A 4,490-nucleotide genomic window follows, 5' to 3' on the forward strand; every position below is an offset into this window, starting at 1 on the left:
GGCGTATTAAGGCAAAGCTAAAGGGCCTGCCGCCTGCAATTCACAGACAACAAGCCCTTTCAGCTGTTTGAACTATTTTTATTTCAAATTATTGTCTAACTTTTTGGGGTCACTTCACGTCCGGCGGGCCTTTTTGCTTTGTCCCGCCAGCACCAGGCCATAGGACTGGTTCAGCATGTCCCGCAGCAGAGAGTCCGGCACTGCGCCGTCGGGTCGCACCGAAACCCAGCATCGCTTGTCGGAATAATAGCCGGGGAGGATGTCCGGATACTGTCCCCGGAGGAATTCCGACTCCATAGGGTCCAGCTTGAGGTTGATGTAGTAGGGCTTGCCGGCATCGTCCAGACAGAGGGCCGCAAACATCTTGCCGCCGATGTGATAGCGAATCCAGTTCCATACTGGCTGAAAATCCTTGGTGACGCCCCGCTTGTTCAAAAGATATTCGTCCAGCCACAGATAACGCATCGATCAAACCTCCTTTTGGTAGCGCTGGGCCAGCCGCCGGGTCAACTGGCCCAGCCGGTCCCGCAGCTGGGCCGGTTCGGTCAGTTCGGCGCCCTCCCCAAAGGTCAAAACCCAGCTGAGAACGCTGTCTGCATCAGGGAAACTGTGATGGAACCGGAGCCGGCCGTCCGGCTCCACTGTGAAGCTGTCAGCTCCATATTCCTCCACCAGCCGCCAGCGGCAGGCCGGATCAAACAGAACCGTAACCTGATAGTTGGCGGGGAAAACCCGGTCCGGCGTCAGATCCGGCAGAGGAGCCGCCCGAGGCACAAACGCCTCGCCAGCGGTCAGCCCGGTCATACGGTTGAGCTTGAACAGACGGAAGTCCTCCCGGGTCTGACACCATCCCCAGACGTACCATGCAGACCACTGAAACACCAGATCATAGGGCTCGATGACACGCACCGATTCCCCCTTGGGCGAAAAATAAGTAAAGCGCAGGGTGTGGTGCTGCTGGATGGCGGACTGAATGGTTTCGATTTTGGGGGCCAGGCTGGTCTTGTACCAGGAGGAAAGGTCAATCAGGATGTGAGAACCCCGCCCGCCGGCGCCGGCCGAGAGTTTTTCCATCAGCTGGGCATAGCGGCGGGTGCCGCTGACGCTGTCCAGACTTTGCAGCCCCGCCAGAATGGCCTGCATCTCGGGGGTGGTGAGGACGGTTCGGTCCACCCGGTACCCCTCCAGAATCGAAATCCCGCCGCCGGTGCCCTGAGCGGTGGCGATGGGAATCCCGGCCTGGCACAGGGATTCAATGTCCCGCTGGATGGTCCGGCGGGACACCTCAAACTGTTCCGCCAGCTCGGGCGCGGTGACCTTTTCCCGCTGGAGCAGGATGGACAGGATGCCGATGAGACGCTCTGTTTTCATGGGCTGCGCCGCCTTTCCGCTTTTTCTGTGTTATACCGTGTCCGCCAGAGCGGACAAAAACCAATCCGCGCAACGCGCGCACCTCCAGGTCAAATAGCTGCTTTTGCAGCTATTATACCACAGGGGTGCGACAGCTGTCTGTCATGTTTCGCTTCTTTTTTGCACATCAAAATCGGATCGAATTCAGTCAAAGGCGTCTGAGAAAAGCGGGGAAGCGTCATGAACCAATGGTCTATATGCAGCCGGGAATTCCCTCAAAACAGATCCGGCCCTATCTATTGCTGCCGACGAAAAGTTAAAGGAAATCAGAGGGAACGCTGCACCTGTATGGAGGACCTGAACCCCAACAGAACATCTTATAAAGACGAAGTATTTTGGAAAGTCTCTGTTTCTGTGCTATAATAAAAAAAGTTCTTTGGTACAGGAGGAAAATCCATGCTGCGGCAGATTCAGTATTTTCAGGCTGTGGTGCGGAACGGCAGTTTTTCCAGGGCGGCGGAGGAATGCCATATCTCCCAGTCTGCCATCTCCCAGCAAGTCCAGGCGCTGGAACGGGAGTTGGGCTTTCTTTTGCTGGAACGCAAAAACCGCAAATTCACACTTACCCCGGCGGGAGCGTATTTCTATCAAAAAAGCCTGATTCTGGTGGCCGACTATGAGCGGATTTGCCGGGAGTCCCTCCGGATCGCCCATGGCAAAAATGCCTGTCTTCGGGTCGGATACCTGCGCAGTTACAGCGGCCGGGAGTTCTATCGTGCCGTGGAGCAGTTCGCCCAAAAATACCCGGACGTGGAGCTCGAAATCCACCACGGGAACCACGAAGAACTCTATCGAATGCTCCAGGAAGAGCAGGTGGATCTTGCCCTGAATGACCAGCGCCGGGCCTTCTCAGATACCTTTGTGAACCTGATTCTGACCACCGCGGACAGCGCGGTGGAACTGTCCGCTCACAGCCCTCTGGCGGCCTTGAAGGAGATCGAGCCCGGGGAGCTGAAGAATCTGCCTTGCATCCTGGTGGCCTCCAAAGAACAACAGGAGACCGAGCGGGAATATTACCGGGACATCGTTGGTTTTCAGGGAGAGTTTCTCTGCGCCGAGACGCTGGAGGCTGCCCGTTTGCTGACCATCAGCGGCCGGGGATTTCTCCCGGTGGAGGGCAGCGGCGGGGTGGACAATCCGGACAGCGGTCTGGTCCGAATCCCTCTAGTGCGCGGGGGAGAGCAGATCACCCGCAATTACTGCGCCTTCTGGAAGAAGGACAATTCCGGCTACTATGTGGAGACCTTTGCCGAAATTCTGAAACAGCAATACAAGCCCGCTGAATGAACAAAATCAGTGCCCAAAGATCATTCCGAAGATTCGGGATGATCTTTTTTGTATTAGAAAAACTTATCAACTGTTTCTGAAAGCAAAATTGATTCCCGGGCCAGCGGACTCTATAATGAAGGCGTAAAGAAAAGACCTTGGACCGGCGTTCACAAAAATTGAGATTCCGGTCAGTGCATTCAAAAGAAAGGGAGAAACAATGGCGAAACTGATTGTGTTTTATTCCCGGGCCGGCGAAAACTATTTTGGCGGCCAATACCGCTGGGTTACAGTGGGCAACACCGAGAAGGCGGCTCAAATGATTGCAGAGGCGGTGGGCGGGGAGCTGTTCAAAATTCAGCAGAAAGTTCCCTATGCAGAGGACTACGAGACCTGTATCCGGCAGGCAAAGGCCGACCAGCAGATCCATGCCCGACCGGAGCTGGAAACGCTTCCGGGAAGCCTTGAGGGGTACGACGAGATTTATCTGGGCTACCCCAATTATTGGGGGGATCTGCCCATGGCGGTCTACTCTTTCCTGGAAGCATTTGACTGGACGGGCAAAACCATTCGCCCCTTCTGTACCCATGAGGGCAACGGCCTGAGCGGAACCGAGCGGAAGATCGCGCTGGCGGCCAAAGGGGCGAACGTGGCCCCGGGGCTGGCTATTCTGGGCAGCCGGGTGGAGCAAGCCGGGGAAGAAATCAAACGATGGGCCATGGCGCGCTGAGGCGGGAAAGTTTGTAAGGTTGAAAAGGAGGAACGCAGAATGAAGCAGCAAGTGATGCTGTGGGCTGGGGCTGGCCAGATCGGCATGGCCATTGCACGTCGGATGGGATACGGCAAAAAGATTCTGGTGGGAGATAAAAAACTGGAAAATGCCCAGACTATCGCCCGAATTATGAACGATGCCGGCTATGATGTAACCCCCGTGGAGATGGACCTCTCCAGCCGTACATCCATTCAAAAGATGATCGCCCGGGCGCAGCAGATGGGCGAGATCACCATGCTGGTGAATGCGGCGGGAGTTTCCCCCAGCCAGGCCCCCATTGAAGCCATTTTGAAGGTGGATCTTTACGGCACAGCCGTTTTGCTGGAAGAGGTGGGCAAAGTAATTGCCCCCGGCGGTGTAGGTGTGACCATTTCCAGCCAGTCCGGTCACCGGATGCCGGCTCTTACTCCCGAAGAGGACGAACAGCTGGCCTGCACTCCTGCCGAGCACCTGCTGGAACTGCCCCTGCTTCAGCTCAAAAATATCCAGGACACGCTCCACGCCTATCAGCTGGCCAAACGTTGCAACGAAAAGCGGGTGATGGCGGAATCGGTGAAGTGGGGGAGCCAGGGCGCACGGGTCAACTCCATCTCGCCGGGGATCATCGTCACTCCGCTGGCCATCGACGAGTTCAACGGCCCCCGCGGGGATTTTTATAAGAATATGTTCGCCAAATGCCCCGCCGGCCGCCCCGGCACTGCCGACGAGGTGGCCAATGTGGCGGAGCTGCTGATGAGCGACAAGGGCGCTTTCATCACCGGCGCAGACTTTCTTGTCGACGGCGGCGCTACCGCATCCTATTTTTATGGCCCGCTGAAGCCTTGAGGGACCCCGCAGCAGGATCTATGTGCGCCGCCTGTTTGTGAAACAGCCGGTTGCGTAAAACGACCCCAAATAAAATAACGACATGGAAAAGCACCCGATGAACTGCCCCAGAATTAGTAGACATGAATAAAAAGACCCTCGTGTAGTGGGGAGCTTAACAGGACTGGCGAAGCGTAAGCGGAGCCAGTCCTGTTTTCAGTTGAATGCGCTCATGGTT

At 56.3% G+C, this 4,490-nt stretch carries 5 protein-coding genes; 3 read left to right on the forward strand and 2 right to left on the reverse strand.

Annotation, left to right across the window (positions count from 1 at the left end; genetic code table 11):
* Positions 1-114: 114 nt before the first annotated feature.
* Together B5G28_RS14025 and B5G28_RS14030 are read right to left on the reverse strand one after the other, a co-directional pair.
* Positions 115-465: an MmcQ/YjbR family DNA-binding protein gene (locus B5G28_RS14025; protein WP_087249799.1), complete on the reverse strand. Its 351-nt coding sequence runs from the start codon at positions 463-465 to the stop codon at positions 115-117.
* A gap of 3 nt (positions 466-468) precedes the next feature.
* Positions 469-1,371, reverse strand: a complete 903-nt coding sequence (locus B5G28_RS14030; protein ID WP_087249801.1) for a YafY family protein — start codon at positions 1,369-1,371, stop codon at positions 469-471.
* A 435-nt stretch (positions 1,372-1,806) separates the two neighbouring features.
* Here B5G28_RS14030 and B5G28_RS14035 point away from each other — a divergent pair, with 435 nt between their 5' ends.
* The 3 genes from B5G28_RS14035 (at position 1,807) to B5G28_RS14045 (ending at position 4,273) form a co-directional block, all read left to right on the forward strand.
* Positions 1,807-2,697: a LysR family transcriptional regulator gene (locus B5G28_RS14035; RefSeq protein WP_087249803.1), complete on the forward strand. Its 891-nt coding sequence runs from the start codon at positions 1,807-1,809 to the stop codon at positions 2,695-2,697.
* Positions 2,698-2,896: 199 nt separating this feature from the next.
* Positions 2,897-3,406: a flavodoxin gene (locus tag B5G28_RS14040; protein WP_087249805.1), complete on the forward strand. Its 510-nt coding sequence runs from the start codon at positions 2,897-2,899 to the stop codon at positions 3,404-3,406.
* A gap of 39 nt (positions 3,407-3,445) precedes the next feature.
* On the forward strand, positions 3,446-4,273 hold the full coding sequence (locus B5G28_RS14045) for an SDR family oxidoreductase (protein WP_087249807.1): 828 nt from the start codon (positions 3,446-3,448) through the stop codon (positions 4,271-4,273).
* Positions 4,274-4,490: the final 217 nt, after the last annotated feature.

Source organism: Faecalibacterium sp. An77 (assembly GCF_002161315.1).
Taxonomy (GTDB): domain Bacteria; phylum Bacillota; class Clostridia; order Oscillospirales; family Ruminococcaceae; genus Faecalibacterium.